The following is a 22,542-nucleotide window of genomic DNA, read 5'->3' as shown; positions in this document are numbered from 1 at the left end:
GAGGCGGGAAAGCTGTTATACTATACTGTATCTGTGTATCTGAACTTTTGCGCGGCGCGGAGGGAACTTCCATGAAGCTCATGGTCATCGACGGCAACTCCATCATCAACCGGGCCTTTTACGGCATCCGGATGCTCACCACCCGGGACGGCACCCCCACCAATGCCGTCTACGGTTTCCTCACCATCCTCCAGAAGCTGGTGGGGGAGGAGTTGCCTGATGCCCTGTGCGTCTGCTTCGACCGCAAGGCCCCAACCTTCCGCCACCTGGCCTACGAGGGCTACAAGGCCCAGCGGAAGGGGATGCCCGACGAGTTGGCCGCCCAGCTGCCCATTCTGAAGGACGTGCTCGCCGCCATGAACATTCCCCGCTATGAGATGGACGGCTGGGAGGCCGACGACCTCATGGGCACCATTTCTGTAAAGGATACGGCAGCGGGCTGGGAGACCGTCATCGTCACCGGCGACAAGGACTCCCTCCAGCTCATCACCGACACTGCCCGGGTAAAGCTGGTCACCACCCGTATGGGCCAGACCACCGAGAAGGACATGACCCCCGAGACCTTCCGGGAGGCCTACGGCTTCGACCCCATCCACATCATCGACCTCAAGGCCCTCATGGGAGACGCCAGCGACAACATTCCCGGCGTCAAGGGCATCGGGGAAAAGACGGCCATGGACCTCATCCAGCGCTACGGCAGTGTAGAGGCCATTTACGCAGACCTGGACGCTGTGGAGGCCAAGCCGGCGGTGCTCAAAAAGCTGAAGGAGGGGGCGGACCAGGCCAAGATGTCCTACGACCTGGCCACCATCCGCACCGATGCCCCCCTGGAGTTCGCTCCCGACGACGCCCTGAGGAGGGAACCTGACGGGCGGGCGCTCTATGACCTCTTCCTGAAGCTGGAGTTCAACAAGCTCATCGACAAGATGGGTCTGAAAGCCCCCCAGGGGGAGGCGGTCCAGGCCGAGGAGATGGTGACGGGTACCTGTACCAGTGAGGTGGTCACTGACCCCGCCCGGGCGGAGGAGCTGCTGACCATCTGGCGGGGACAGGACAGTGTGGACGTGCTGGCCCTCCCTGGGCTGGACGTGGTGGCGGTGGACTGGTGGGAGAGCAAGGAGGAGGCCCACGCCGCCGTGCTGATGGCCTCCAAGCTGGAGGGGTACAACGACACCCTGAAGGCCCTTTTCGCTCCCAATATCAAGAAGAACACCCACGACGTAAAGACCCTCCTCTCCCGACTGCTGGCTGAGGGCATCGAAGGGGGCGGCTTCGTCTTTGATACCGCCATCGCCGCCTACCTTCTGGCCCCCACCGACGGTAGCTACGACCTGGAAAAGCTGTCGGTGACTTATTTCAACCACGAGACGGCCAAGGCCAAGGAGACCTACCTGGCAAAGGATGCTTTCTCCCCTCTGGCCGATTTTCAGACCGCTCTGGACCTGGGGAAGGACCCCTATGAGGGGGCGGAGGATAGGGAGGTCGCCGCAGCGGAGGTGAGCGGCCCCATGGGCGCCCTCCTGTCCCACTGCGCCCTCATCGGTGCCCTGAAGGAGGCCATGGCCCCCCGGCTTACCGAGCTGGGCATGGACAGGCTCTTTTATGAAGTGGAGCTCCCCCTGTGCCCGGTGCTCTCAGAGATGGAGCACGCCGGAGTGCTGGTGGACCGGCAGGCCCTCACCGCCTTCGGTGCCATGCTGGAGGAGCGCATCAAAGCCGACGAGGCCGTCATCTACGACCTGGCGGGGGAGGAATTCAACATCAACTCCACCCAGCAGTTCGGCAAGATACTCTTTGAGAAGCTGGGACTCCCCCCGGTGAAGAAGACCAAGAGCGGCTGGTCCACCAGCGCCGAGGTGCTGGAGAAACTGCGGGGCAAGCACCCCATCGTGGAGGCGGTGCTGGACTACCGGCAGCTGGCCAAGCTGAAGAGCACTTATGTGGACGGCCTCACCAAGGTCATCGCCGCCGACGGGCGCATTCACACCTCTTTCCAGAACACTGTCACCGCCACCGGACGCCTGAGCTCTACTGAGCCCAATCTGCAAAATATCCCGGTGCGCACTGAGCTGGGGGCGGAGCTGCGAAAGATGTTCGTCTCCCCCAAGGGGTGGCAGCTGGTGGACGCCGACTACTCTCAGATCGAGCTGCGGCTGCTGGCCTGCATCTCCGGGGACGAGGCCATGCAGGCCGCCTTCCGGAGCGGGGAGGACATCCACACCGTGACGGCTTCCCAGGTCTTTGGGGTACCGCCCGAGTCGGTGACCCACGAGATGCGTCGGCGGGCCAAGGCGGTGAACTTCGGCATCGTCTACGGTATCTCCGACTTCTCCCTGTCCCAGGACATTGGGGTTACCCGTGCAGAGGCCAGGGAGTATATGGACAAGTACTTTGAGACCTACCATGGGGTCCGGGACTATATGAAGGAGGTGGTGGAGCAGGCCAAGGAGAACGGCTATGTCTCCACCATCCTGGGCCGGCGGCGGTGGCTGCCGGAGCTGAAGTCCTCCAACTTCAACCTGCGCTCCTTTGGGGAGCGGGTGGCCCTCAACATGCCCATTCAGGGCACTGCCGCCGACCTCATCAAGCTGGCCATGATTCACGTACGGGACCGGCTGAAGACGGAGGGGCTGGAGGCTCGGCTGGTCCTCCAGGTCCACGACGAGCTCATCGTGGAGTGTCCTGACGATGAGGTGGAGCGGGTCAAGGCCCTCCTCACACAGGAGATGGAGGGGGTCATGGACCTGCCGGTACCCATGCGCGCCGACTCCGCCGCCGGGCGGAGCTGGGCGGAGGCCAAGGAATAAGAGGAAAAGAGAGAAGGAGAGAGAGTACCCGTGCATTATGATCTGGTTCCCATGGACCGCTCCCATCTGGAGGGTGTGCTGTCCATTGAACGTGCCTGCTTTGAACGGCCGTGGTCGGAGCAGACCTTTACCGACGCGCTGTATAACGATGCCGTCTCCCTGATCGCGGCCCAGGGGGAGGATGGAACAGTGCTGGGCTATGCCGAGCTGTCGGTGATCCTGGACGAGGGCTGTCTGGAGAAGATCGCCGTGGACCCCAAGTACCGCCGCCAGGGGGTGGCCGAGGAGCTTTTAGGGGCCTTTCTGCGGTTCGGCCGGGCCAATCTGGCCTTCATCACTCTGGAGGTCCGGGAGAGCAACGCCCCGGCCATCGCCCTCTACGAAAAGCTGGGCTTCCGGCAGGTGGGGCGGAGAAAGAATTACTATGCAGAAGTCCATGAGGACGCAATTTTAATGACGGTGGAGTTTGATAGAATTGGAACAGTATGAGTTGAAGAAGTTGGATCTGGACGCCCTGCACCTGGTCTACCGCGACCATCTGACCCCCGATTTTCCCCCTGCGGAGCGCAAGCCCCTGGCCGCCATGGAGAAGCTGCTCTCCGCAGGGCGGTATGAGCCCTGGGGCCTCTACCGGGGGGAGGAGCTTATGGCCTATGCCATGATGTGGAAGGACCCTGAGGGGGGCTTTGAACTGCTGGACTACCTGGGCGTCTGCCAGGGTAAGCCCCGGGGTGAGGGCATTGGTACCGTGATGGTGGCCTACCTTATGGACCACTACAGCCACGTGGAGGGCGTCCTGGTGGAGGCCGAGGCCGAAGATGACAAGCTGTCCGAGGAGGAGAACGCCCTGCGCCGCCGGCGGCTGGGCTTCTACCGCCGGGTGGGTTTCAAAGACCTGAGCTATGTGGCGGAGATCTATGGTGTGCGCTACGCCATGTTCCTCTACGGCGACAAGAGCGAGGAGGAGGCCATGGAGGCCCACCAGCGCCTCTATCACTACGAGCTCAGCCCCTGGCTCTACGACAAGTTCATCCACATCCCCGAAAAGGCCTGAGACGGCCAGGCTGCCCTTCCGGGTAGGAGGCTGATGGTGCGAAATACGAGGTAGATCGATATGGAACTGAAGGTTTTGGACAGAAACGGCCTGGAGGACCTGTATCACCAGGAACTGGAGCAGGTATTCTCTGATAGCGAGCGGCGGCCTCTAGCGGCCATACTCCGGCTGCTGGAGATGGGGCGATACGAGGCATTGCTGGCCCTTGAGGACGGAGAACCCATTGGCTATGCCATGCTCTGGCGCTCGGGCCGACCGGGCAGCGCGCTTCTGGAGTATCTGGGCGTCCTGCGCGGAAAGCGCAACGGAGGCGCAGGCAGCCGAATCCTGGCCCAGCTGGGGAGCGCTACAATGAGCTGTTCGGAGAGGCTGAGGCGCCGGATACAGGAGATCCGGCGGAGGATGATCTGCGCCGGCGGCGCATCGGTTTCTATGTCCGGAACGGATTCCGGGTCCTCAACTACATGTGCGCCCTGTTCGGTGTGCGATTTCATTGCCTGTACCGTGGGCCGGAGATGGACGACCAGCGGGTACAGGAGATCCACCGGAGCGTGTACGCAGACTATTTTTCCACGGAGCATATGGGGCGGTATATCCAGCTGCCGTTGTCGCCAGGGGAGGAGATTCACCCGGCGGAGCAGTGGCTGGAGGAAAATGAGGAGGGGATAGAGACATGAACATTCTAGCCTTTGAATCCTCCTGTGACGAGACCGCCGCCGCGGTGGTCCGGGACGGCCGTCAGGTCCTGTCCGACGTCATCGCCTCCCAGGCGGATATGCACGCCATCTACGGCGGTGTGGTGCCGGAGATCGCCTCCCGGAAGCACGTGGAGGCCATCGCCGGTCTGGCCGACGCCGCCCTCCAGAAGGCCGGCCTCCAGCGGCGGGACATCGATGCTGTGGCCGTCACCTACGGCCCTGGCCTCATCGGTGCGGTGCTGGTGGGGGTCAACTTTGCCAAGTCGGTGGCCTACGGCCTGGGGGTGCCCCTTATCCCCGTCCACCACGTCCGGGGACACATCTCGGCCAACTACATCGCCCACCTGGACCTGGAGCCCCCCTTTGTCTGCCTGTGTGTCTCCGGCGGCACCACCCTCATCGTGGATGTGAAGGACTACACCAAGATGCGGGTGCTGGGCGCCACCCGGGACGACGCGGCGGGGGAGTGCTTCGACAAGGTGGCCCGGGTGCTGGGCATCGGTTACCCCGGCGGCGCCCCCATGGACCGGCTGAGCCGGGGGGGTGACGACAAAAAGTACACCTTTCCCTCGGTCCACGTCCACGACGCCCCTATGGACATGTCCTTCTCGGGGCTGAAGACGGCGGCCATCAACCTCATCCACAACGCCCAGCAGAAGGGAGAGGAGCTGGACCTGCCCTCTCTGGCGGCCTCCTTCGCCGGGGCGGTCAGTGACATGCTGGTCCCCAGAGTCATGGAGGCGGCCAGGCTCTGCCGCTACCGGAAGGTGGCGGTGGCCGGCGGTGTAGCGGCTAACTCCCGCATCCGGGGGGATCTGGAGCGAGCCTGTGCCCAGGCGGGTATGGAGCTCTACCTGCCCCCCCTCTCCCTGTGTGGAGACAACGGCGCCATGATCGGCTGCCAGGCCTATTACGAGTACCTGGCCGGTACCCGGGGCGGCCTGGACCTGAACGCCTACGCCAATTTAGACATCGAAAAGGGCTAAAAAATGGTCCCTTCCCGAACCGGGAAGGGACCATTTTTTATTTGTCTCAGCCGTTGAGAGAGGTCTTGATGGCGTCCAGAACGGTATCCTGGTCCTCACACATGACCAGGAGGATGGTGCCGTCGTCCAGGGTCTCCACCTTGGCGGCGTTGGCGATGTCGTACTGGTCGATGAGGTACTGCTGGAAGTTCTGCTTCTGCTGGTCCACGAAGGCGTTAACGCCATCCAGGACCTCCTCGCTCTTGCCCTCGGCGGGGAGAATGGCGGCCACGCCGTAGGCCTTCACGTTCATGGGAGAGATGGCCACGGCAAAGGCGTCGGTGTTTTCGTCGGTGACGCCGATGAGGGGGAGCACCATGGCGGCCATGTTGTCCTCAGTGGAGGTGATCACGGGGATGGCCTCGTTGAGCTCGGCGTCCCGGGCGGACTCGATGGAGGTCTTGTAGGCCTCGGTATACTCCTCGGGGGTCTTGTTGGTGGTACCGGAATTGTCCTTGCTTCCTCCGCAGCCCACCAGGGCGGAAAGCAGCAGCAGGGCGGACAGGGACAGAGACAGCATACGTTTCATGGGGATGATTCTCCTTTGGTTTTGTTTTGTTTACAGTCTCCTTGGACGCAGGCCGCCGGATTTTGTTCCCCCGGCGCAGAAAAAATATTGAATTTATTTTCTTCGGCCAGGACCATGGCAGTCTCTCCAGCGGACAGCCTGCCTCCCAGGAGCAGCTCGGCGATGGGGTCCTCCACCTGGGTGCGGATGGCCCGACGGAGGGGGCGGGCGCCGTATTCCGGATCAAAGCCTGCATCGGTGAGCTGGTCCAGGGCTTTGTCGCTGACCTTGAGGGCCACCTGGTGCTCCCCCAGCCGCCGCCCAAGCTGATCCAGCAGCCGACGGGCGATCCGCCGCAACTCGGGTCGGGTGAGCTGCTGAAATACAATGATTTCGTCCACCCGATTGAGGAATTCAGGGCGGAAGATCTGCTTGAGCTCAGAGAGGACAGCCTGACGCAGCTCCTCCGGAGGCCGGGTATCGCCCTGACGAGCAGTGAAGCCCAGATGACCTCCTTTGGCAGTGAGCCGCCGGGCGCCGGCGTTGGAGGTCATGACCACCACAGTGTTTCGAAAGTCCACTTTCCGGCCCTGGGCGTCGGTGACCATGCCGTCCTCCAGGATCTGGAGCAGGATGCCCCATACATCGGGGTGGGCCTTCTCCAGCTCGTCAAAGAGGACCACGGAATAGGGCTTGCGCCGCACCTTTTCCGTGAGCTGCCCTCCCTCGTCGTAGCCCACATAACCCGGCGGAGAGCCCAGGAGCCGGGAGACAGTGTGCTTTTCCATATATTCTGACATGTCAAAACGAAGGAGGGCGTCTTCGGTGCCGAACATGGCGGCGGCCAGGGCCTTGCACAGCTCGGTCTTGCCCACACCGGTGGGACCCAGGAAGAGAAAGGAACCGATGGGACGACTGGGCTCCTTCAGGCCCGCACGACTCCGGCGGATGGCCCGGGCCACAGCTTTGACGGCGGCGTCCTGCCCCACCACCCGGCGGTGGAGCTCCCCCTCCAGGGCCAGGAGGCGGTCAGACTCGGCCTGAGTCAGGGTACTCACCGGGATGCCGGTGCAGTCGGCCACTACGGCGGCCACGTCCTCGGCCTCCACGCTCTGTTTTCTCTGACCCTGGTGCCAGGCACAGCACTGCACTGCCAACTCCCGCCGAAAGTCCCGCTCTGCGTCTCGGAGCATGGCGGCCCGCTCATAGTTCTGCCCCCGGATAGCGGTCTCCCGGGCGGCGGCGGCCTGACAGGCCTTTTCCTCCAGCCCACGCAGGGCGGGAGGCGTCTCCAGGGCGCCGATCCGGACCCGGGCGGCGGCCTCGTCGATGAGGTCTACCGCCTTGTCCGGGAGGAAGCGGTCGGGGAGGTAGCGGCAGGAGAGGGTCACCGCCGCCTCCAGAGCCTGGTCGGAGATGGTCAGCTTGTGGTGGCTTTCGTAGCGGCTGCGCAGGCCCCTGAGGATGGCCAGGGCATCCGCCTGGCTGGGCTCCTCCACCAATACGGACTGGAATCGTCGCTCCAGTGCGGCGTCCTTTTCGATATATTTCCGGTATTCCGCCAGGGTAGTGGCCCCCACCACCTGAAGATCGCCCCGGCTCAGGGCCGGCTTGATGATGTTGGCTGCATCGATGGCGCCCTCGGCACTGCCCGCCCCCACAATGGTGTGGAGCTCATCCAGAAAGAGAATGATGTCCCCCGCCCGACGGACCTCGGCCAAGATATTTTTGACCCGCTCCTCAAACTCGCCCCGGTACTTGGTCCCGGCCACGGTGGCGGAGAGGTCCAGGGCCAGGAGCCGCTTGCCCCGCAGGCAGTCGGGGACCTGGCCGGAGACAATGCGTCGGGCCAGACCCTCCGCTATGGCCGTCTTACCCACGCCGGGCTCGCCGATGAGGGCGGGGTTGTTCTTCTGCCGCCGGGAGAGGATCTGGATGACCCGGCGGATTTCCCGATCCCGGCCGATGACAGGGTCCAGGCTGCCGGCGGCGGCCAGCCGGGTCAGATCTTTTGCAAATTGTTCTAACAGCTTTTTCTCGCCCCGTTCCGTGTGTTCGCGCTCCGGGCGTGGCCGGGCCGGCTCACTCCAATGGGGGGGACCGGCGGGCGTCTCGCCCAGAGCTTTCATGGTGTCTGTGTAAAGGCCACCCAGCTGGCCGGTGGCGGCCAGGACCCGGGTGGCGGCGCAGGTGCGCAGGCGGAGGAGCCCCAGAAGTAGGTGTTCGGTGTCCACCCTCCGGAAGCCGGTCCGCAGACACTCCGCCGCCGCCAGCTCCACCGCCTGCCGGCAGTTGGGCGTCAGGCCATGGAGGGGGAGGCTCACGGCGCTGCCCGCGCCGGAGACCAGCTTCACCCCCTCCTCTAAACGCTGAGGGGTGAGGCCGGAGGCCCGAAGGATCTGGGCGGCGATGCCCTGTCCCTCCTGACTGAGTCCCAGAAGTAGGTGCTCCGTTCCCACATAGCTGTGGCCCAGCCGCACTGCGGCCTTCTGTGCCAGCTTCAGGGCTGCCTGGGCTCGCTGTGTGAATCGCTCTTCTCGGATGATCTCTCACCTCGGTTCCGTTTGGTCTGGGCCGGACGGTCGGTCCGGTGTCCGTGGGCGCGGCTGTGAGCGGCGCCAGCCAGCTCAGGGGTCAGGGCGCCGGCCAGTTCCACACGAAAACGATCCTGATATTCCCGCATATGCTCACCTCCCGGGAAAGCATCGTTTTTTCTCACGCTTCTAACTATATCCAGATCTCCGGCGGGATAAACCACCTTCCGGCTGGTCACACCTGGATTACATCCCTAGTTTAACCACTCTGAGGGCTTCTACCCGTGGGGGCAAAAAAATGAGGGGGGAAATTTGCAGAAATAAACGTTGCATTTTTTCAAAACTGTGGTAGAATAGGCTTACATTCAAATTGGAGGTGTTACCAATGGCCTATGTCATCAGTGATGCTTGTGTGAGCTGCGGCTCTTGTGCCGATACCTGCCCCATGGGTGCTATTTCTCAGGGCGACAGCCAGTACGTCATCGACGCCAATACCTGCATCGATTGCGGTTCCTGCGCTGATGCCTGCCCCACCGGCGCTATCTCCCAGGGCTAACACACAGCGTACTTAACGAAAAAACAGGGCGGCGTACTTGGTGCGCCGCCCTGTTTTTTCTCTTGACAGGACTGCCGGCCTTGGGTATGCTGGAGCAAATAAGAAAAAGGAGCAACAACATGGAACACCACCACGAGCACTGCGGCTGCGGCTGCGGACACGACCACAGCCATGAGCACCATCATGAGCACCACGGTGAGCACGCCCACCGGCAAGGGGAGCTCACTCCGGCCCAGGCCGCCTTTCTCCACGAGCTGGAGCATCACCGCTACCTGCCTCTGGCCCGGTTCCTGATGGAGAGCACGGTGGAGGACGACTTCTCCGCCGTGGCTCTCTCGCCGGTCTACCTGCTTAGTCCTGAGGACACCATGGAGCAGGTGAAGGAGATGGGGGCACTGCTGCTGGATCTGGAGCGCCGGGGTTGGATCACCCTGGACTATGGATATGCTCTGGAGGGCTACCCCTATGAGGAGTACCGGACCTCCCAGCTGTATGCCTATTTCTGCCGCACGGTGGAGGAGGCTAAGGGCCGGCCGGGCTTTCTGGGGGACACCCCTGTGCTGGAGCTGGGGAGCATCGCCCCGGCGGAGGGATAAAGCAGACGAGACCGCCGAAAAAGGGCAGATGTGGCGGATTTCGTACAAGAGCCTCGCAGAGTTCCGTCGTCCGCAGACGACGGAACCAAATAAAAATCTGTTTTTTCCGGGGACATGTGCCTCGGAAAAAACACTTCTCAGGCCGCAAACGTGCGAGTCGGGGCCCCAAACAAAGCCCAGCGAAGCGGGTTTGTTTGGGAGAGGAGGGGCAAGGAAGCGGAGCGATGCCTGGCCGTCAGGCCAGGATGAGCGGTGTGGACTTTGCCCCGACGAAGTGCGACGCAGTGGCCTGCATCTCTTCGAAAAAATGCTTGCATTTTTGAGAGAGCCTGCCGACTTTATCGGCAGGCTCAAACGGGAGGCCGCGCATCGCGCGGCCTCCCGTTTTTGTATCAGTCCAGCTCCAGCAGGAACTGGCCGATGTGATTCATAGCCTGAGAAGCTTTTTTCATGGGGAACATCTGGAAGACGTGCCACATGTCGGGCCAGACCTCCAGGCGGCAGGGGGTGCCGGCCTGGACCAGCCGGTCCCGGAGCCGCACCGAGTCGGAGAGCAGGATCTCATTGGTGCCGGCCTGGATGAGAACAGGTGGGAGCCGCCGCAGATCCCCGAAGAGGGGGGAGAGTAGGGGGGCGGACAGGTCCTGGCCGGGGGCGTACACCCCCCGGACCGCCTGGATATAGTCCATGGTGAGCATGGGGTCGTCGTCCCGGTGCTCTTGGTAGGACTTTCCGCTGGCCGTCATGTCGGTCCAGGGGGAGAGGAGGACCAGCCGCCGGGGGAGGAGACGTCCGGCATCCCGGAGGAGCATGGCCAGGACAAGGGCCAGGTTGCCGCCGGCCGAGTCGCCGGCCACCACAACGTCCCGGGCGCCGTAGCCCAGGTGCATCAGATAGTCCCAGGCCTTCATGGCGTCCTCCAGGGGGGCGGGGTAGGTGTGCTCGGGGGCCAGGCGGTACTCAAAGGCCAGCACCTCGTAGCCGGTGACGCCGGCCAGCTTGGCGGCCAGGATGCGGGCATAGCCCAGGTTCCCGCTGGTATATCCGCCGCCATGGCAGTATAGAATGACATGGCGCCTGTCGTGGCCCCGCTCCGGCCGCACCCAGGCGGCGGGCATACCCCGGAGGTCAAAGGGTTCCCAGCTCATGCCCAGCATGGGGGCCACCAGGCGCCCCAGCAGCTCCTGGCCCTTGCGCTGGCGGTCCAGGTCGCCCGGGTCCATGGAATCAGGGGAGGTGGCGGAGTGGATGGCCTTGAGGGCGCCCATGACGGCATTGGTGCGCCTTTGCTCTGCGGTCTGGCGTGCCTCGGGGGAGAGGGGAGACAGGCGTTTGCGCTTTTTTTCTTTCTGTTCCATAAAAACTCCTGACTGTGCGGCGGAGACGAAGCTTCCGCCATATGAGATGCGGTGAAAAAGGATTCTTTTCTCATCTTACAGGATATTCCCCCGGATTGCAAGGGCGTGGGGTTTATAGTATAATGATACCTGCTGACCATCGTTCGGGGCTTCTGGTTCCCGGGCGCATAGAGGAAGGGGGGGCTGTTTGGCTGTGCCGAAAAAGAAGAAGACGGAGTGGTACCGCCTGGATAACGCCGCCATGATGTACTCCGCCATCCAGAAGGAGAACTACTCTGCCATCTACCGGTTCTCGGCGGTGATGACGGAGCTGGTGGACCCCGCCGCCCTTCAGCGGGCCATCGACCGGACCATGCCCCGGTTCCCCGGTTTCCGGGTTCACATCAAGCGTGGTTTTTTCTGGTACTACTTTGAACCCAACGATGCCCCCGGTCCCTTTGTGAAGGAGGACATGAGCAATCCCTGCCAGCCGGTGCGCTTCCGGGAGGATGACGGCTGGCTCATCCGCTTTTTCTACTACGGCCACCGCATCTCCCTGGAAGTCTTCCACGCCCTGGCCGACGGGGCGGGCGCCCTTACATTGTTCCGCACCCTGCTGGCGGTCTACCTGCGGGAGCTGGGCCACCAGATCCCCAATACCGGCGGTGTCCTGGACGTGGACGAGCCGCCCTCCCGGGAGGAGCAGGAGGACTCCTATTTCCGCTATGCCAAGTCCCGGGTGCGCCGGGGCATGGGGGAGAGCAAGGCCTATCAGAACAACGGCACACCGGAGCCCTTCTACACCCTCAACGTCACCATGGGTCTGGTGCCCCTGGACAAGCTCCGGGAGGTGGCCAAGGGCTACGGCGCCTCGGTGACGGAGTACCTCTCCGCGGTTCTCATCGAATCCATCCTGGCCAAGCAGCGCCGGGAGGGCCGCCGCCGGGAGCTGCCGGTGGCCCTGGCGGTGCCCATCAACCTGCGGCCCCACTTTCCCTCCCGCACCCTGCGCAACTTTATCCTGACGGTGCGGCCGGTCATCGACCCGGAGCTGGGGGACTACACTTTTCCGGAGATCGTCTCCCAGGTCCACCACCACATGCGCCTGCACATCAGCCGCCAGGAGATGCAGGCGGTCATCACCCGGAACGTGATGCTCCAGAAAAACAAGCTGCTCCAACTGGTGCCGGCACCGGTGAAGAACCTCACCATGGCCATCAGCTACAAGCTGGTGGGCTGCCGTCCCTATTCCACAACCTATACCAACCCCGGAGCCTTCAAGGTCCCACCGGAGATGGAGCCTCACATCCAGCGTATGGAGGTCATTCTGGGCCAGTCCTACACGCCTCGGAGCAACTGCGCCTCCATCAGTTATGGAAACACCATGGAGATCACCTTTGCCGGTACGGTGAAGGAGTCCGATGTGGAGCGGGACTTCTTCCGTCACCTGGTCCGGGAGGGCATCCATGTCAAAGTCATATCCAACCGCCAGGGACCGGAACCGCCGGCTCGCTGAAGGCACAGGGAGGAGATACAAATGTCATACTGCGTCAACTGCGGGGTAGAGCTGGACCCCACCGCCAGCGCCTGCCCGCTGTGCCAGACCCCGGTGGTCAACCCCCGGCAGCCGGTGGACACCGAGCTGCCCCCTCCTTTCCCCAGCCGGCGGGAGGAGGTGCAGCCGGTGAACAAGCTGGAGCTGGCTCTGCTGCTCTCAGCCATGCTGGGCTCGGTGGCGGTGGTCTGCGGGGTGCTGAACCTCTTTTTCCTCCACTCCAGCCGCCCCTGGTCCCTCTACGTCATCGGCGCGGCAGTGATGCTGTGGATCTGGCTGGTGCCGCCCCTCCTCTTCCGGGGGATGCCCCTGTGGGTCCGGTTGGGCCTGGACGCCTGCGCCGTGGGGGTGTACGTCTACCTCATCTCCATCGACCTTCACGGCCTACGGTGGTATCTGGGGCTGGCCCTGCCTATTATTCTCACTGGTGGGGCCATTATGGTGGCATTGGGGCTGATTCTCAGCAGGGGGCGGTCTATCCTTACCAGTGTTACCCTCATCATCGGTGCCATCGGCCTCTTTGTCATGAGCGTTGAACTCTACGTGGACCACTGGCTCCATCAGGATTATGTGCCCGGTTGGTCTCTGGTGGTGGCTGCCGTGTGTGTGGCGCTCATTATCCCTCTGGTCATCGTCCGCCGCCGTCCGGCTCTTCGGGACGAGGTGCGCCGGCGGTTCCACATGTAGCTCAAATGGGCGAAGGAAGCGTATAAACAATGTGGATATGCATTATATAACGCATATTATGCATATTGATGTGAGAACGCACGAGAAAACAGGGAGGTAATTCGCATATTTATGCGAATTGCCTCTTGCATTTTCTCTGAGGAAGTGGTACACTGTGTCCAACATCGAAAGACATGGAGGCGTTCACCATGACAGATCACAAGGACATCAAGAAAGTCGTACTCGCCTATTCCGGCGGCTTGGATACATCCATCATCATCCCCTGGCTGAAGGAGAACTACAACAACTGCGAGGTCATCGCCGTCTCCGGCGACGTGGGCCAGGGCACCGAACTGGACGGCCTGGAGGAGAAGGCCCTCAAGACCGGAGCCTCCAAGCTCTATGTGGAGGATCTCACCGACGAGATGGTGGATGAGGTCATCATCCCCTCCATGAAGATGGGGGCCAAGTACGAGCAGTACCTGCTGGGCACCGCCTTTGCCCGGCCCATCATCGCCAAGCGGCTGGTGGAGATCGCCAAGAAGGAGGGGGCCGACGCCATCTGCCACGGCTGCACTGGCAAGGGTAACGACCAGGTCCGGTTCGAGTTGGCCATCAAGCGTTTTGCTCCCGAGATGAAGATCATCGCTCCCTGGCGTGAGTGGGATATCAAGGGCCGGGAAGAGGAGATTGACTACGCCGAGGCCCACAATATCCCCCTGAAGATCAGCCGGGAGACCAACTACTCCAAGGACAAGAACCTGTGGCACCTCTCCCACGAGGGCCTGGACCTGGAGGACCCCTCCAACGAGCCTCTTTATGAGAAGGAGGGCTTTTTGGAGATGGGCGTGAGCCCCATCGCCGCCCCGGACAAGCCCACCTATGTCACCCTGGAGTTTGTCAAGGGTGTGCCCGTGGCCATCGACGGGGAGAAAATGAAGGCCAGCGACATCGTCCGCAAGCTCAACAAGCTGGGCGGCGAGAACGGCATCGGTCTGCTGGACATCGTGGAGAACCGGCTGGTGGGCATGAAGGACCGGGGCGTGTACGAGACCCCCGGCGGCACCATCCTCTACCACGCCCACGAGGTGCTGGAGATGATCACCATCGACAAGGATATCGCCCACATGAAGGCCAAGCTGGCGGTGGACTTCGCAGATCTGGTTTATAACGGCAAGTGGTTCACCCCCCTGCGGGAGGCTCTGAGCGCCTTTGCCGACAAGACCCAGGAGCATGTCACCGGCACCGTGAAGCTCAAGCTCTACAAGGGCAACATCATCAATGCCGGCGTCACCTCTCCCGAGACCCTCTACTCTGAGGATCTGGTCACCTTCGAGGAGAGCGACTACAACCAGGACGACGCCACCGGCTTTATCAATCTGTGGGGCCTGCCCGATACCGTCCAGGCGCTGCGGGAGCAGGGCAAGCTGAAATAAACAGTGGCGTCGTACTGGTCCCCCGGCAAGGCCGGGACGGCGCAGGTGCGCCGTGCAAGCGTTTTCGCGCAGCGAAAACCTTGGCGCAAGGGCGAATTCACTTCGCCCGCGCAAATGAGATCCAAGGGGCCCCCGGCGGCTGTGGCGCTGGGGAGCGACGCCACCGGTTTTATCAATCTGTGGGGCCTGCCCGATACCGTCCAGGCGCTGCGGGAGCAGGGCAAGCTGAAGTAAACAGTGGCAAGCTGAAATCAGAAACGGACAAAGAGGGACGCCGCGCCGGCCAGCGGACCGGCACGGCGTCCCTATCCCCATACATAAGGAGCGAAGGATATGAAACTTTGGGCTGGACGCTTCCAGAAGGAGACCGACACCGCGGTCAACGACTTCAACTCCTCCATCAGCTTTGACGCGCGGCTCTACAAGGAGGACATCGCCGGTTCCATCGCCCACGCCGCCATGCTGGGCAAGCAGGGCATTATTGAGGAGCACGAGGCGGAGAAGATCATCGAGGGCCTGAAGGCCATTCTGGCCGACATCGAGGCCGACAAGGTGGAGTTCTCCGAGGAGAACGAAGATATCCACATGAACATCGAAAGCGAGCTCACCTCCCGCATCGGGGACACGGGCAAGCGCCTCCACACCGCCCGCAGCCGGAACGACCAGGTGGCGGTGGACTTCCGCCTCTATGTAAAGAAGGAGATCCCCATCATCATCGGCATGGTGCTGGACCTGGAAAAGGTTTTGGTCAAGAAGGCCCAGGCCAACCTGGATACCGTCATGCCGGGCTACACTCACCTCCAGCGGGCCCAGCCCACCACCTTTGCCCACTACATGATGGCCTACGCCAACATGCTCAAACGGGACGTGACCCGGCTGGAGGACTGCCTGGAGCGAATGGACGAGTGCCCCTTGGGGGCCGGCGCCCTGGCTACCTCCACCTATCCCGTGGACCGGTTCCAGACTGCCGCCGCCCTGGGCTTTGCCAAGCCCACCGACAACTCCCTGGATTCCGTCTCTGACCGTGACTTCGCCATCGAGTTCACCTCGGCCCTGTCCATCCTCATGATGCATCTGTCCCGGTTCTCCGAGGAGATCATCCTCTGGTGCTCCTGGGAGTTCAAGTTCGTGGAACTGGACGACGCCTACTCCACCGGCTCCTCCATCATGCCTCAGAAGAAGAACCCCGACGTGGCCGAGCTGGTTCGGGGCAAGACGGGCCGGGTGTACGGCTCCCTCATCACCCTCCTCACCATCATGAAGGGCCTGCCCCTTGCCTACAACAAGGACATGCAGGAGGACAAGGAGCCCGTCTTTGACGCCATTGATACCGTGGAACAGTGTCTGCCCGTCTTTGCCGCCATGGTGGACACCCTCACCGTCAAGAGTAAGAACATGCAGAAGGCCGCTGCCGGCGGCTTCATCAACGCCACAGACTGTGCCGACTACCTGGTGAAGAAGGGGCTCCCGTTCCGGGACGCCTATATGATCGTGGGCCGACTGGTCCACATGTGCATCAAGACCGGAGAGACCCTGGACACCCTGCCCCTGAAGGACTTCCAGTCGGTGTCCGGCGCCTTCGGCCCCGATGTATACCAGGCCCTGGAGCTCAAGACCTGTGTGGGTGGCCGGAAGGTTTACGGCGGCCCCGCTCCTGACTCTGTCAAAACCCAGATCGAGCATATCCAGCAGTTCGTGGAGGCGCGTGAGAAGAAATGAAACCCAAGGTTTATATCGACGGCCAGGAGGGGACCACAGGTCTCCAGATCTACGAGCGGCTGGGGGGACGGGAGGACATCGAGCTCCTTCTCATTGACCCTGACAAGCGGAAAGACTTGACAGAACGTAAGAAGCTCCTCAACGCCGCCGATCTCTGCTTCCTGTGCCTGCCCGACGCTGCCGCCGTGGAGGCGGTGGGCCTCATTGAAAACGAAAAGACCAAGGTCATCGATGCCTCTACTGCCCACCGGACGGCGGAGGGCTGGACCTACGGCTTTCCGGAACTGCTGGCCGGACAGCGCCAGCGGGTGAAGTTCGCCAAACGGGTGGCCAACCCCGGCTGCCACGCCACCGGCTTTCTGGCCTCTGCGGCTCCGCTGACCGCCATGGGGGTCCTGCCCAAGGAAGCTCATGTCACCTGCTTCTCCCTCACCGGCTACTCCGGCGGCGGCAAGAAAATGATTGCCGACTATGAGAATGGGGAGAAGGCGGAAGCCCTTTACAGTCCTAGAATTTACGGCACCAACCTCTGCCACAAGCACCTGCCTGAGATGAAGGTCTATGCCGGCCTGGAACATCCGCCCATCTTCTGCCCGGTGGTGGACGACTACTACAAGGGCATGGCCACCACCCTGATGCTGCCCGTGGACCTGCTGTCCGGCCACCCCACGGCGGAGGACGTCAGCGAGATGCTGGCCAGGTACTACGAGGGGGAGGCCCTGGTACAGGTGCTGCCCTATCAGAAGGAGAGCACCTTCCTGGCGGCCAACGCCATGGCGGGGAAGGACAGCCTGCAGCTGGTGGTCTCCGGCCATGAGGAGCAGATCATTGTGACCGCCATCTTTGATAACCTGGGTAAGGGCGCTTCCGGCGCGGCGGTCCAGAACATGAACCTGATGCTGGGCTTTCCCGAAACCACTGGGTTGGCCCTGTGATGATAAGGAGTTGTGTGATATGAAACAGATCTCCGGCGGCGTGGCCGCCCCCAAGGGATTTACCGCCTCTGGTGTCCACTGCGGCGTGAAGAAAGGGAAGGGGGACGGCAACCAGCCCCCCATGAGCAAAAAGCCCGAGGTACTGGAGGGCAAGAAGGACCTGGCCCTCATCGTCTCGGAGCAGCCCTGCACCGCCGCGGCGGTCTACACCATGAACCGGGTGAAGGCGGCGCCTCTGTACGTCACCATGGACCACCTGGAAAACGGCGAAGCCCAGGCCATCGTGGCCAACTCCGGCAACGCCAACGCCTGCGCCCCAAACAGCCATGAGCACGCCGAGGAGATGTGCGAGCTGGCCGCCCAGGCCACCGGCCTGAAGGCCAGTGACTTCGTGGTGGCCTCCACCGGCGTCATCGGCCAGGAGCTCAACATCGCCGCCATCCAGGCCGGCCTGCCCGCCTGCGCCGCCGCCCTCTCCAAGGACGGCTCCGACGCTGCGGCCAACGCCATCATGACCACTGACACGGTGAAAAAGGAGCTGGCAGTGACCTGCTCCATCGGGGGCAAGACGGTGACCATCGGCACCATTGCCAAGGGCTCCGGCATGATCCACCCCAACATGGGCACCATGCTGTGCTTTGTCACCACCGACTGCGCGATTACCCACGAGATGCTTACCGATGCCCTCCATGAGATCGTCCCCCGTACCTTCAACCGGGTGACCATCGATGGAGATACCTCCACCAACGATATGTGCGTGGTGCTGGCCAACGGCATGGCGGAGAACCCCCTCATCGAGTGGAAGGACGACGGCTATACTGTTTTCTTCAAGACCCTTTACAGCGTCTTTGAGCAGATGGCCCGCTCCATTGCCGCCGACGGCGAGGGTGCCAGCAAGCTTATCACCTGCACTGTGGGCAAGGCCCGCAGCGAGGAGGCCGCCGAGCGTCTGGCCAAGGCGGTGGTAGGATCTTCCCTGGTGAAGGCCGCCATGTTCGGCTCGGACGCCAACTGGGGCCGGGTCCTCTGCGCCATGGGCTACTCCAAGGCCCCCTTCCGCCCCGAGTATGTGGATGTGAAGTTCTCCTCGGCTGTGGGGGAGATCCTGGTGTGTAAACAGGGGGCCGGAGTGGATTTCGACGAGGAGGCCGCCAAGAGCATCCTCAGCCAGGACGAGGTGGTCATCGACGTGGACCTCAATGAGGGTGAGCACCAGGCCACCTGCTGGGGCTGCGATCTCACCTACGACTATGTGAAGATCAACGGGGACTACCGGACCTGATGGGTCCGCTACTTCCCATGGAGGTTTTGTAAAATGTCCGATTTCCCGGTGGCGCAGCGGGCCCAGGTCCTGGCCGAAGCCCTGCCCTATATTCAGAAATACTACGGCAAGACCATCGTGGTCAAATACGGCGGCAACGCCATGATCTCAGAGGAGCTCCGCCAGGCCGTCATCAGCGACATCATCCTTCTCCACCTGGTGGGTATCCAGGTGGTGGTGGTCCACGGCGGCGGCCCCGAGATCTCCGCCATGCTCAAGAAGATCGGCAAGGAGTCCAAATTCGTGGACGGCCTGCGCTACACCGACGCCGAGACCATGGAGGTGGTCCAGCAGGTGCTGTGCGGCAAGGTAAACAAGGACCTGGTGGCCACCCTCAATGCTGTGGGCGGACGGGCCCTGGGCCTGTGCGGTATGGATGCCGGTCTCTTCCAGGCCAAAAAGCTGGATGAGAAGTATGGTCTGGTGGGGGAGATGGTCCAGGTGGCCCCCGCCATCGTCAACGACGCCCTCGCCGACGGCTATATCCCCGTGGTATCCACCGTGGCCCAGGGGGTGGACGGGGAGACGGCCTACAACATCAACGCCGACACTGCTGCCGCCAAGCTGGCGGTGGCCCTGGGGGCGGAGAAGCTCATCCTCCTCACCGACGTCCGGGGGCTCCTGCGGGACCCCAAGGACGAGTCCACCCTCCTGCCCGTGGTGGAGCTCTCCAAGGTGCCCGGCCTCATCAAGGACGGGGTCATCCAGGGGGGCATGATCCCTAAGGTGGACTGCTGCGTGGAGGCGGTGCGCTCCGGCGTGAAGAACGCCGTCATCCTGGACGGCCGCATCCCCCACTCCATTCTCATCGAGCTGCTGTCCAATGAGGGCATCGGCACCATGCTTCTATGAGGTGACACCATGGATTTTCAGACCATCAAAGCCCGGGATGACCAGTATGTGATGCATACCTACAACCGCTTCCCGGTAGATATCGACCACGGCAAGAACGCCACCCTCTGGAGCGCCGAGGGGAAGGAGTACATTGACTTCACCTCCGGCATTGGCGTCAATTCCGTGGGCGTGGCCAACCCCAAGTGGGTGGACGCCGTGGCCGTCCAGGCGGCCAAGCTGGGCCACATGTCAAACCTGTTCTACACCCAGCCCTGCGGGGCTCTGGCCGAGCGGCTGTGCCGCCGGGCGGGGATGTCGGCGGCCTTTTTTGCCAACTCCGGCGCCGAGTCCAACGAGGGCCTCATCAAGCTGGCCCGCAAATATTCCTTTGACAAGTACGGGAAGGGAAGGGGCACTATTCTCACCCTGACCAACTCCTTCCACGGCCGAACGGTGACCACCCTGTCCGCCACCGGCCAGGACGTGTTCCACAACTATTTCTTCCCCTTCACCGACGGCTTCCGCTCCGCCGAGCCCACCATGGACGGCATTGCCCAGGTTTCCGGCCACGACGTCTGCGCCGTCATGCTGGAGCTCATCCAGGGGGAGAGCGGCGTGTGGCCCCTGGAGCAGTCCTTTATCCACGACCTGGCCGTCCTCTGCGCCGAGCGGGACTGGCTGCTGCTGGTGGATGAGGTCCAGACCGGCATCGGCCGCACCGGCACCCTGTTCTGCTACCAGCAGTACGGTATCCTGCCCGACGCCGTCTCCTTCGCCAAGGGCATCGCCGGCGGCCTGCCCTTCGGAGGCTTCCTGGTGGGGGAGAAGTGCCGGAACGTGCTGGGTCCCGGTACCCACGCCACCACCTTCGGCGGCAACCCCGTCTGCGCCGCCGCCGCCCTGGCTACCCTGGACATCCTCAGCGAGGATATGATGGGGGAGATCGCCGACAAGGGCAAGTATCTCCGCAGTGCCATTGAGGCCATGGACCTGCCCTGCCTGGGCAAGACCCGCGGCATGGGGCTGATGATCGGCATAGAAGTCAAGCCCGGCCAGACCAACCGGGACGTGGCCACCAAGCTCATGGACAACGGCCTGCTGGTGCTGACGGCGGGCCCCGCCCTGCGGCTGCTGCCGCCGCTGACCATCACCAAGGACGAGATGGACAAGGGCCTGGCCATCATGAAGCAGACCCTTTCGTAAGACAGAAAAGACGAGAGAAGTTAGGATGAGGTGATCGAAGATGAAGAAAGACCTGCTCAAGCTGCTGGATCTGACCCGGGAGGACATTACCAAGATCCTGGACGTGGCCGACCAGATGAAGTACAACCAGAAGCACGGCCTGCCCCACGACTGCCTGAAAGGCAAGACCCTGGCCATGATTTTTGAGAAAAACTCCACCCGGACCCGTGTGTCCTTTGAGGTGGGGACCTACCAGATGGGGGGTCACGCCCTCTTCCTCTCCGGAAAGGAGAGCCAGATCGGTCGGGGCGAGCCCATCGCCGATACCGCCCGGGTGCTCAGCCGCTACTGTGACGGTATCATGATCCGCACCTATGCCCAGGCTGAGGTGGAGGAGCTGGCCAAGTACGCCACCATCCCCGTCATCAACGGCCTCACCGACTTCGCTCACCCCTGCCAGGTGTTGGCCGACCTGATGACCGTCCGGGAGAAGATGACCCGATTGGAGGGCCTGAAGCTGTGCTTTATCGGTGACGGCAACAACATGGCCAACTCCCTCATCGTGGGCGGTCTGAAGTGCGGCATGGATGTGTCCATGGCCTGCCCCGAGGGCTATGATCCTGATCCGAAGGTGCTGGACTTCGCCAAGACCGTCACCGATGCCAAGTTCACCCTATGCCGGGACCCCAAGGAGGCCGTGGCTGGGGCCGATGTGGTCATCACCGACGTGTGGGCCTCCATGGGCCAGGAGGAGGAGGCTCAGAAGCGCCGACTGGCCTTTGAGGGGATTTATCAGGTCAACGCCGATCTCATGGCCCTGGCTCACCCTGGCGCCATGGTACAGCATTGCCTGCCCGCCCACAGGGGGGAGGAGATCACCGCCGAGGTCTTTGAGGCCCACGCCGACGAGATCTTCGAAGAGGCCGAGAACCGCCTCCACGCCCAGAAGGCCGTGCTCAGCCTGCTGATGGGCGACAACTGATACAGAAAGGACGCCCCGTTCCGGTATGCCGGAACGGGGCGTCCTTTTTTTGTGGAATAAAAACAGTGCCTGCGTGAGACCATGCAGGCACTGTTTTTATCGGTTTTCAACTGGCCAGATATTTCTTCACCAGCTCCTGGAGCAGCTCGTCCCGGTCCAGCTTGCGGATCAGGGAGCGGGCATTGTTGTAGTTGGTGATATAGGTGGGGTCCTCGGACAGGATGTAACCGACGATCTGGTTGATGGGGTTGTACCCCTTCTCCTGGAGGGCGTTGTAGACGGCGGTCAGAATGGCCTTGATCTCCTCGTCCCGGTCCTCATTGAGGCTGAATTTGCGTGTGAAATCGATCTCCATGTCGGAAACACCTCCCGTTTGGTGTGATAATGGGGATGAGCACACAAAATATAGTATATCTTGCTCATCACGGATGCTCTTATTGTACTCGAAATGGCTCCGGGTGTAAAGGGGTGGGGACGAATTTTTATGAAGATTTAAGGGTTCGCCGCCAGCCGTCAGCGCAGGACAGCGCCGCAGTCTTTCTCCAAAGTCTCCAGGATACTCTTTACGTCGGCGTCGGCCATTCCCGCAAATGCAGAGCATTTGCGGGGGCCCGAGGGCGATCAAACCTGCGCGGCGGAAATGAATTCCGCCTTGCGCCAAGATCCCGGCTAGAGCCGGGATGCTTGTACGCACAGACGTGCGCCCCGCTGCACGGGGCCCCAAGAGGAGGCCGAGGGCTTTAGCGCAGGATAGCGCCCAGCTCCTTCTCCAGAGTCTCCAGGATGCTCTTTACGTC

Annotated in this window: 21 protein-coding genes and 1 pseudogene; 17 read left to right on the top strand and 5 right to left on the bottom strand. The window is 62.4% G+C overall.

Going from position 1 to position 22,542, the window contains the following annotated elements:
* Positions 1-71: 71 nt before the first annotated feature.
* The 6 genes and pseudogenes from polA to tsaD all read left to right on the top strand — a co-directional run bounded on the left by polA (position 72) and on the right by tsaD (position 5,545).
* Positions 72-2,807: a DNA polymerase I gene (polA, locus tag Q0K15_RS03365; protein WP_294512132.1), complete on the top strand. Its 2,736-nt coding sequence runs from the start codon at positions 72-74 to the stop codon at positions 2,805-2,807.
* A 30-nt stretch (positions 2,808-2,837) separates the two neighbouring features.
* Positions 2,838-3,296 (top strand): ribosomal protein S18-alanine N-acetyltransferase, encoded by a 459-nt coding sequence (rimI, locus tag Q0K15_RS03360; protein WP_283114826.1) that lies wholly within the window; start codon positions 2,838-2,840, stop codon positions 3,294-3,296.
* Complete coding sequence (locus tag Q0K15_RS03355) at positions 3,283-3,861, top strand: GNAT family N-acetyltransferase (RefSeq protein ID WP_294512127.1); 579 nt, start codon at positions 3,283-3,285, stop codon at positions 3,859-3,861. Before rimI ends, Q0K15_RS03355 begins: the two co-directional genes overlap by 14 nt.
* Positions 3,862-3,921: 60 nt before the next feature.
* Positions 3,922-4,188: pseudogene (locus Q0K15_RS11085) on the top strand (GNAT family N-acetyltransferase); the annotation flags it as partial.
* Positions 4,189-4,412: 224 nt separating this feature from the next.
* Positions 4,413-4,538, top strand: a complete 126-nt coding sequence (locus tag Q0K15_RS03350; protein ID WP_294512124.1) for a hypothetical protein — start codon at positions 4,413-4,415, stop codon at positions 4,536-4,538.
* Positions 4,535-5,545: a tRNA (adenosine(37)-N6)-threonylcarbamoyltransferase complex transferase subunit TsaD gene (tsaD, locus tag Q0K15_RS03345; protein WP_294512121.1), complete on the top strand. Its 1,011-nt coding sequence runs from the start codon at positions 4,535-4,537 to the stop codon at positions 5,543-5,545. The genes Q0K15_RS03350 and tsaD overlap by 4 nt, the downstream gene beginning before the upstream one ends.
* 46 nt (positions 5,546-5,591) lie before the next feature.
* On the opposite strand, the gene Q0K15_RS03340 is transcribed toward tsaD, so the two are convergent.
* From Q0K15_RS03340 to Q0K15_RS03330, 3 genes are read right to left on the bottom strand one after another with little or no spacing between them, the layout of a single operon-like run.
* A complete protein-coding gene (locus tag Q0K15_RS03340; RefSeq protein ID WP_294512119.1) occupies positions 5,592-6,113 on the bottom strand; it encodes a DUF4358 domain-containing protein in 522 nt (173 codons plus the stop codon).
* A complete protein-coding gene (locus tag Q0K15_RS03335; RefSeq protein WP_365933106.1) occupies positions 6,110-8,590 on the bottom strand; it encodes an ATP-dependent Clp protease ATP-binding subunit in 2,481 nt (826 codons plus the stop codon). Before Q0K15_RS03335 ends, Q0K15_RS03340 begins: the two co-directional genes overlap by 4 nt.
* Positions 8,591-8,592: 2 nt before the next feature.
* The gene (locus Q0K15_RS03330) at positions 8,593-8,775 is read right to left on the bottom strand and encodes a hypothetical protein (protein WP_294512117.1); all 183 of its coding nucleotides are present in this window, start codon (positions 8,773-8,775) and stop codon (positions 8,593-8,595) included.
* Between the two features lie 236 nt (positions 8,776-9,011).
* On the opposite strand from Q0K15_RS03330, the gene Q0K15_RS03325 reads away from it, so the two are divergent.
* Entirely contained in the window at positions 9,012-9,182 is a 171-nt protein-coding gene (locus tag Q0K15_RS03325) for a 4Fe-4S binding protein (RefSeq protein ID WP_294512114.1), read from the top strand.
* A 119-nt stretch (positions 9,183-9,301) separates the two neighbouring features.
* Complete coding sequence (locus tag Q0K15_RS03320) at positions 9,302-9,778, top strand: hypothetical protein (RefSeq protein WP_294512111.1); 477 nt, start codon at positions 9,302-9,304, stop codon at positions 9,776-9,778.
* A 392-nt stretch (positions 9,779-10,170) separates the two neighbouring features.
* Here the strand turns inward: Q0K15_RS03320 and Q0K15_RS03315 are convergent, their stop codons facing one another.
* Positions 10,171-11,136 carry an alpha/beta hydrolase gene (locus Q0K15_RS03315; RefSeq protein ID WP_294512109.1) on the bottom strand — a complete coding sequence of 322 codons (966 nt, stop codon included), beginning with the start codon at positions 11,134-11,136 and terminating at the stop codon, positions 10,171-10,173.
* A 193-nt stretch (positions 11,137-11,329) separates the two neighbouring features.
* On the opposite strand from Q0K15_RS03315, the gene Q0K15_RS03310 reads away from it, so the two are divergent.
* From Q0K15_RS03310 to argF, 9 genes are all read left to right on the top strand, one after another.
* Positions 11,330-12,631: a hypothetical protein gene (locus tag Q0K15_RS03310; RefSeq protein WP_294512107.1), complete on the top strand. Its 1,302-nt coding sequence runs from the start codon at positions 11,330-11,332 to the stop codon at positions 12,629-12,631.
* A gap of 21 nt (positions 12,632-12,652) precedes the next feature.
* A complete protein-coding gene (locus Q0K15_RS03305; RefSeq protein ID WP_294512104.1) occupies positions 12,653-13,357 on the top strand; it encodes a DUF6320 domain-containing protein in 705 nt (234 codons plus the stop codon).
* 188 nt (positions 13,358-13,545) lie between these two features.
* Positions 13,546-14,772 carry an argininosuccinate synthase gene (locus Q0K15_RS03300; RefSeq protein ID WP_294512102.1) on the top strand — a complete coding sequence of 409 codons (1,227 nt, stop codon included), beginning with the start codon at positions 13,546-13,548 and terminating at the stop codon, positions 14,770-14,772.
* Between the two features lie 333 nt (positions 14,773-15,105).
* Positions 15,106-16,491, top strand: a complete 1,386-nt coding sequence (gene argH / locus Q0K15_RS03295) for an argininosuccinate lyase (protein WP_294512100.1) — start codon at positions 15,106-15,108, stop codon at positions 16,489-16,491.
* The gene (argC, locus tag Q0K15_RS03290; protein ID WP_294512097.1) at positions 16,488-17,426 is read left to right on the top strand and encodes an N-acetyl-gamma-glutamyl-phosphate reductase; all 939 of its coding nucleotides are present in this window, start codon (positions 16,488-16,490) and stop codon (positions 17,424-17,426) included. The genes argH and argC overlap by 4 nt, the downstream gene beginning before the upstream one ends.
* Positions 17,427-17,445: 19 nt before the next feature.
* Positions 17,446-18,708 (top strand): bifunctional glutamate N-acetyltransferase/amino-acid acetyltransferase ArgJ, encoded by a 1,263-nt coding sequence (argJ, locus tag Q0K15_RS03285; RefSeq protein ID WP_294512094.1) that lies wholly within the window; start codon positions 17,446-17,448, stop codon positions 18,706-18,708.
* A gap of 33 nt (positions 18,709-18,741) precedes the next feature.
* Entirely contained in the window at positions 18,742-19,599 is an 858-nt protein-coding gene (argB, locus tag Q0K15_RS03280; RefSeq protein WP_294512092.1) for an acetylglutamate kinase, read from the top strand.
* A 9-nt stretch (positions 19,600-19,608) separates the two neighbouring features.
* Complete coding sequence (locus Q0K15_RS03275) at positions 19,609-20,784, top strand: aspartate aminotransferase family protein (RefSeq protein WP_294512090.1); 1,176 nt, start codon at positions 19,609-19,611, stop codon at positions 20,782-20,784.
* Positions 20,785-20,824: 40 nt separating this feature from the next.
* A complete protein-coding gene (gene argF, locus Q0K15_RS03270; protein ID WP_294512086.1) occupies positions 20,825-21,745 on the top strand; it encodes an ornithine carbamoyltransferase in 921 nt (306 codons plus the stop codon).
* A gap of 106 nt (positions 21,746-21,851) precedes the next feature.
* Here the strand turns inward: argF and Q0K15_RS03265 are convergent, their stop codons facing one another.
* Positions 21,852-22,100 carry an IreB family regulatory phosphoprotein gene (locus Q0K15_RS03265; protein ID WP_294512083.1) on the bottom strand — a complete coding sequence of 83 codons (249 nt, stop codon included), beginning with the start codon at positions 22,098-22,100 and terminating at the stop codon, positions 21,852-21,854.
* Between the last annotated feature and the right edge of the window lie 442 nt (positions 22,101-22,542).

It is taken from the genome of uncultured Intestinimonas sp. (assembly GCF_944387245.1).
Lineage (GTDB): Bacteria > Bacillota > Clostridia > Oscillospirales > Oscillospiraceae > Intestinimonas.
This window is presented reverse-complemented; position numbering and strand designations above follow the sequence as displayed.

Excerpts from the sequence above, each read along its gene's own strand:
- Q0K15_RS03315 (WP_294512109.1), bottom strand. The coding sequence starts at position 11,136 with ATGGAACAGAAAGAAAAAAAGCGCAAACGCCTGTCTCCCCTCTCCCCC.
- Q0K15_RS03265 (WP_294512083.1), bottom strand. The coding sequence starts at position 22,100 with ATGGAGATCGATTTCACACGCAAATTCAGCCTCAATGAGGACCGGGAC.
- argB (WP_294512092.1), top strand. The coding sequence starts at position 18,742 with ATGTCCGATTTCCCGGTGGCGCAGCGGGCCCAGGTCCTGGCCGAAGCC.
- Q0K15_RS03275 (WP_294512090.1), top strand. The coding sequence starts at position 19,609 with ATGGATTTTCAGACCATCAAAGCCCGGGATGACCAGTATGTGATGCAT.
- tsaD (WP_294512121.1), top strand. The coding sequence starts at position 4,535 with ATGAACATTCTAGCCTTTGAATCCTCCTGTGACGAGACCGCCGCCGCG.
- argH (WP_294512100.1), top strand. The coding sequence starts at position 15,106 with ATGAAACTTTGGGCTGGACGCTTCCAGAAGGAGACCGACACCGCGGTC.
- Q0K15_RS03330 (WP_294512117.1), bottom strand. The coding sequence starts at position 8,775 with ATGCGGGAATATCAGGATCGTTTTCGTGTGGAACTGGCCGGCGCCCTG.
- Q0K15_RS03320 (WP_294512111.1), top strand. The coding sequence starts at position 9,302 with ATGGAACACCACCACGAGCACTGCGGCTGCGGCTGCGGACACGACCAC.
- polA (WP_294512132.1), top strand. The coding sequence starts at position 72 with ATGAAGCTCATGGTCATCGACGGCAACTCCATCATCAACCGGGCCTTT.
- argF (WP_294512086.1), top strand. The coding sequence starts at position 20,825 with ATGAAGAAAGACCTGCTCAAGCTGCTGGATCTGACCCGGGAGGACATT.
- Q0K15_RS03300 (WP_294512102.1), top strand. The coding sequence starts at position 13,546 with ATGACAGATCACAAGGACATCAAGAAAGTCGTACTCGCCTATTCCGGC.
- Q0K15_RS03340 (WP_294512119.1), bottom strand. The coding sequence starts at position 6,113 with ATGAAACGTATGCTGTCTCTGTCCCTGTCCGCCCTGCTGCTGCTTTCC.
- Q0K15_RS03325 (WP_294512114.1), top strand. The coding sequence starts at position 9,012 with ATGGCCTATGTCATCAGTGATGCTTGTGTGAGCTGCGGCTCTTGTGCC.
- argC (WP_294512097.1), top strand. The coding sequence starts at position 16,488 with ATGAAACCCAAGGTTTATATCGACGGCCAGGAGGGGACCACAGGTCTC.
- Q0K15_RS03305 (WP_294512104.1), top strand. The coding sequence starts at position 12,653 with ATGTCATACTGCGTCAACTGCGGGGTAGAGCTGGACCCCACCGCCAGC.
- argJ (WP_294512094.1), top strand. The coding sequence starts at position 17,446 with ATGAAACAGATCTCCGGCGGCGTGGCCGCCCCCAAGGGATTTACCGCC.